The sequence below is a fragment of the Nostocoides japonicum T1-X7 genome (assembly GCF_001046855.1).
Taxonomy (GTDB): domain Bacteria; phylum Actinomycetota; class Actinomycetes; order Actinomycetales; family Dermatophilaceae; genus Nostocoides; species Nostocoides japonicum.
This window is the reverse complement of the sequence record NZ_HF570958.1, coordinates 4605178-4608731: the sequence shown is the minus strand read 5'-3', so window position 1 is coordinate 4608731 and position 3554 is coordinate 4605178. Positions and strand designations below refer to the sequence as shown.

Here is a 3554-nt window from a genome sequence, read left to right as displayed (position 1 = left end):
CTGCCGCTCGGGCAGGGCCGCCACCCGGGCCCAGAGGGCCGCGTCGGGCGTCGAGCCCTCCGGACCCGCGACGACGGGCGCCGCCCCGAGGTCCGCCGGCTCGGCGGTGGGCACCGCGGACCTGGCCCGCCGCCGGTGGACGTCCATCGCGCACCGGTGGGTGATGGTGAGCAGCCACCCGCGCGGGTTCGTCGCGGATCGGAGGGACGGGTAGGCCGCGAGGGCCTGCACCCAGGCCTGCTGCGCCACGTCGTCGCCGTCGACGGGCCCGGCGAGCGCGTGGGCGAGGCGGGCGACGTCACGCCAGTGGGCGTCGACGAGGCGCTGGAACGGGGGCAGGCTCACGGGCATACAACGCCCGGGGCGGACGGGGTGTGAGCGGTCGGGGACGACATGAGGTCCCGATCGTCCCACCGTCCGCTCGCCGTCCACCTCGGTGCGGCAGGATGGGCACGTGTCCGCGTCCGTGGCCGGGAACGCCGCTGTCCGACCGCTCGTCATCGCCCACCGCGGCGCCAGCCGTGACGAGCCCGAGCACACGCTCGCGGCGTATTCACGCGCCGTCGCCGACGGGGCCGACGGCCTCGAATGCGACGTCCGGCTCACCGCGGACGGGCACCTCGTCTGCGTCCACGACCGCCGGGTCAACCGGACCTCGAACGGCGCCGGGGTCGTCTCGACGCTCGAGCTCGCCCAGCTCGAGGCGCTGGACTGGGGCTCGTGGAAGGCGCTCGCCCCCGGCGACGAGCCCGAGGCGCCCTACCGCGACCGCAACATGCTCCTCACCCTCAACCGGTTCCTCACGATGGTGACCGAGGTCGACCGGCCGCTCGTCACCCTCGTGGAGACCAAGCACCCGAGCCGGCACGGCGGCAAGGTCGAGAAGGCGCTGTCGCTCGCCCTCGCCCGGTTCGGCCTCGACGGCCGCGACTCGCTGCACTCGACGAAGGTCATGTCCTTCTCCCACCTCGCCCTCCAGCGGATGCGCTCGCTCAACCCGGACGTCGAGCTCGTCCAGCTCCTCGAGTACTTCCCCGTCTGGATGCGGGACGGGTCGCTGCCCAAGGGGGTCACGACGATCGGCATCACCCCCGGGATCCTGCGCCGGGCCGCCAGGGCGGTGCGTCGCCAGCAGGCCAACGGGCACCAGGTCTACGTGTGGACCGTCGACGAGGCCGACGACGTCTCCCGGTGCCTCGACGCCGGAGTTGACGCGATCATCACGAATCGTCCCCGCTTCGTCATGGATCAGATCGCGACAAGTGGATAGCATGCTCGATGACACCGGTCGTCGAGGGGCAAGAGCACCACATGGCAGCTACCGTTCCGTCCAGTGAGGCGGTACCGCGAACCGCCATGCCCGCACACGATGAGTTCGGCGGGGTCATCGGGGTCGGGGCCTCCCGGACCATCCGGGCCCCGTGGCGCCCGAGCAGCGTCTCGAGGGTGCGCCGCGCGGTCGTCGCCGACCTCGCCGCCCGCGACCTGCCCGTCTCGGTCGTCGACGAGGCCGAGATCGTCACCTCCGAGCTCGTCTCCAACGCGATCCGCCACGCCCGGCCCCTCGCCGACGGCACGCTGCGCGTCCGCTGGAAGGTCAAGGGGGAGTGCGTCGAGATCGAGGTGACCGACGGGGGCGGCATGACGACGCCCCGGCCGGCCCCGCGCGTCCTCTGGTCGACGACCGGGAGGGGGCTGCGGATCGTCCGCAGCCTCGCCCACGAGTGGGGTGTCGCCGAGGAGCGCGGCGGCGTCACCGTCTGGGTCGCCCTCGGCGGCCCGTCGCGGCGTCGCAGCCACTGACCGCTCTCCGCCTCGCCTCCCGGGCCCGGCGCTCGGGCTTTGTAGGGTTGGCGGCATGGGGAAGGCATCGCGGCGCCGCCACGGCGTCCCGGCCGAGCGCGCCGGCCGCGCTCCACGCGCTCGCACCACGACGGTCCCGTTCGCCCGGCGCCCGTTCGAGGGGCTGCCCGGCGAGACCGAGTGGGTCGCGATGCGGGAGATCCTCCCGGCCGCGACGGCGACCGTCCGGCTCGCGGACGACCTCCTCGACGACGACGTCCCCGAGACCGTCACCTTCGCGACGGTGCTGCCGCTCGCCTGGCCCGGGCTGCGCCGCGCCGGCGGCGAGGTGCTCGTCGGGATGCAGTCCGGCACCTCCAGCGGCGACCCGAGCCGGGACCTCGCGACCCGGCTCCTGCAGACCCTCGCGCTCGAGGACGCCACGCCGCTCTCCCTCGCCGCCCAGCCGACGGCCGACAGCCCCCGGCTCCAGGACGTCGTGAGCCTCGAGGCCGCCCACGCGATCCGGGCGAGCGTCCACGAGGGCTTCGACTTCTGGGTCGCCGACGGCGAGCTGGACCAGGACGCCCAGGAGTCGCTGCGCCGCGCCAACGAGACGGTCGTCCCGACGGAGCGGCTCGAGGCGCTGCCCTCCGCCTTCTGGGTCCGCATCGGGGACCGCACCTTCATCCGCCTCGTCTTGGGCGACGACGAGGACGAGGCGACCGACGCCCTCGCCCGGCTCCACGCGGCCGGGGAGGACGCCCTCGGCGACGGCACCCGCCTGCTCGGCGCCTTCCGCGCCTGCGGGCTCCTCGTCCCCGTCTGGGACCTCGACCCGACGCGGGAGGCCGGCGCTCACGAGGAGGCCCTTGCGGCCTTCGGCGAGCGGTATGCGACGGCGCTCGCTGCCGAGGAGGCGCTCACTCCCGAGGAGCGCCGGGCGCGGTCCGGACTCCTCTCCCGCCAGGTCACCCTCCGCTGACCGGGGACCATCGAGCCATGGCCACCCCCGTCGCCGCCGTCCTGCCCGCCAAGGACGAGGCGGACCGCATCGGCGCGACGATCGCCGCGGTCCGGACCATCCCCGGCGTCGACCTCGTCGTCGTCGTCGACGACGGGAGCACCGACGCGACGGCTGAGGTCGCCTCGGCGGCCGGCGCGGTCGTCGCCCGGCACGAGCGGAACCGCGGCAAGGGCGCGGCGATGACGACCGGCGCCGCCCGGGTCGCGGAGGCCGAGTCTGCCGGTCAGCGCGCGGGGACCCTCGTGGGCGGCCCTCGGCCGCTGCTCTTCGTCGACGCCGATCTCGAGGCGAGCGCGGCGAACCTCGGCGTCCTCGTCCCGCCGGTCGCGGAGGGCGGGGCCGACATGACGATCGCCATCCTGCCGCCGCAGCGGACCGCCGGGGGCGGCCACGGGTTCGTCGTCCGGCTCGCCCGGGACGGGATCGAGCGGCTCACCGGGTTCCGCGCCACCCAGCCGCTGTCGGGGATGCGCTGCCTGTCCCGGGACGCCTTCGAGGCCGCCCTGCCGCTCGCCCGGGGGTGGGGGGTCGAGACCGGGCTGACCGTCGACGTCCTGCGGGCCGGGATGCGCGTCGAGGAGGTGCCGTGCGAGCTGCACCACCGCGTCACCGGCCGGGACTGGCGCGGCCAGCTCCACCGGGCCCGGCAGTACCGCGACGTGTGGCTCGCCCTCCGGTCCCGCCGCCGGCGCGGCCGGAGGGGCCGTGCCCGCGGCTGACGCGGTCCCGGAGACCGGTCCGCAGC

General features: G+C 75.5%; 5 protein-coding genes. 4 read left to right on the top strand and 1 reads right to left on the bottom strand.

Annotated features, from left to right (window positions below; genetic code table 11):
- Nucleotides 1–351, bottom strand: a 351-nt coding sequence (locus BN12_RS25505; RefSeq protein ID WP_083454822.1) for an RNA polymerase sigma factor, incomplete at its 3' end; no start/stop codon positions are given.
- Nucleotides 352–454: 103 nt separating this feature from the next.
- Here BN12_RS25505 and BN12_RS20930 point away from each other — a divergent pair.
- The 4 genes from BN12_RS20930 (at nt 455) to BN12_RS20915 (ending at nt 3528) form a co-directional block, all read left to right on the top strand.
- Nucleotides 455–1270 carry a glycerophosphodiester phosphodiesterase family protein gene (locus BN12_RS20930; protein ID WP_200901267.1) on the top strand — a complete coding sequence of 272 codons (816 nt, stop codon included), beginning with the start codon at nt 455–457 and terminating at the stop codon, nt 1268–1270.
- Nucleotides 1271–1356: 86 nt separating this feature from the next.
- Entirely contained in the window at nt 1357–1803 is a 447-nt protein-coding gene (locus BN12_RS20925; RefSeq protein WP_048555507.1) for an ATP-binding protein, read from the top strand.
- Nucleotides 1804–1858: 55 nt separating this feature from the next.
- Complete coding sequence (locus BN12_RS20920; protein WP_048555505.1) at nt 1859–2767, top strand: DUF5926 family protein; 909 nt, start codon at nt 1859–1861, stop codon at nt 2765–2767.
- A 17-nt stretch (nt 2768–2784) separates the two neighbouring features.
- Nucleotides 2785–3528, top strand: coding sequence for a glycosyltransferase (locus BN12_RS20915; protein WP_048555503.1), 744 nt, complete (start codon nt 2785–2787; stop codon nt 3526–3528).
- Nucleotides 3529–3554 lie beyond the last annotated feature (26 nt).

What these genes read in the sequence shown, in the direction of transcription:
- BN12_RS20925 (WP_048555507.1), top strand. Translation starts at nt 1,357, where the DNA reads ATGCCCGCACACGATGAGTTCGGCGGGGTCATCGGGGTCGGGGCCTCC.
- BN12_RS20920 (WP_048555505.1), top strand. Translation starts at nt 1,859, where the DNA reads ATGGGGAAGGCATCGCGGCGCCGCCACGGCGTCCCGGCCGAGCGCGCC.
- BN12_RS20915 (WP_048555503.1), top strand. Translation starts at nt 2,785, where the DNA reads ATGGCCACCCCCGTCGCCGCCGTCCTGCCCGCCAAGGACGAGGCGGAC.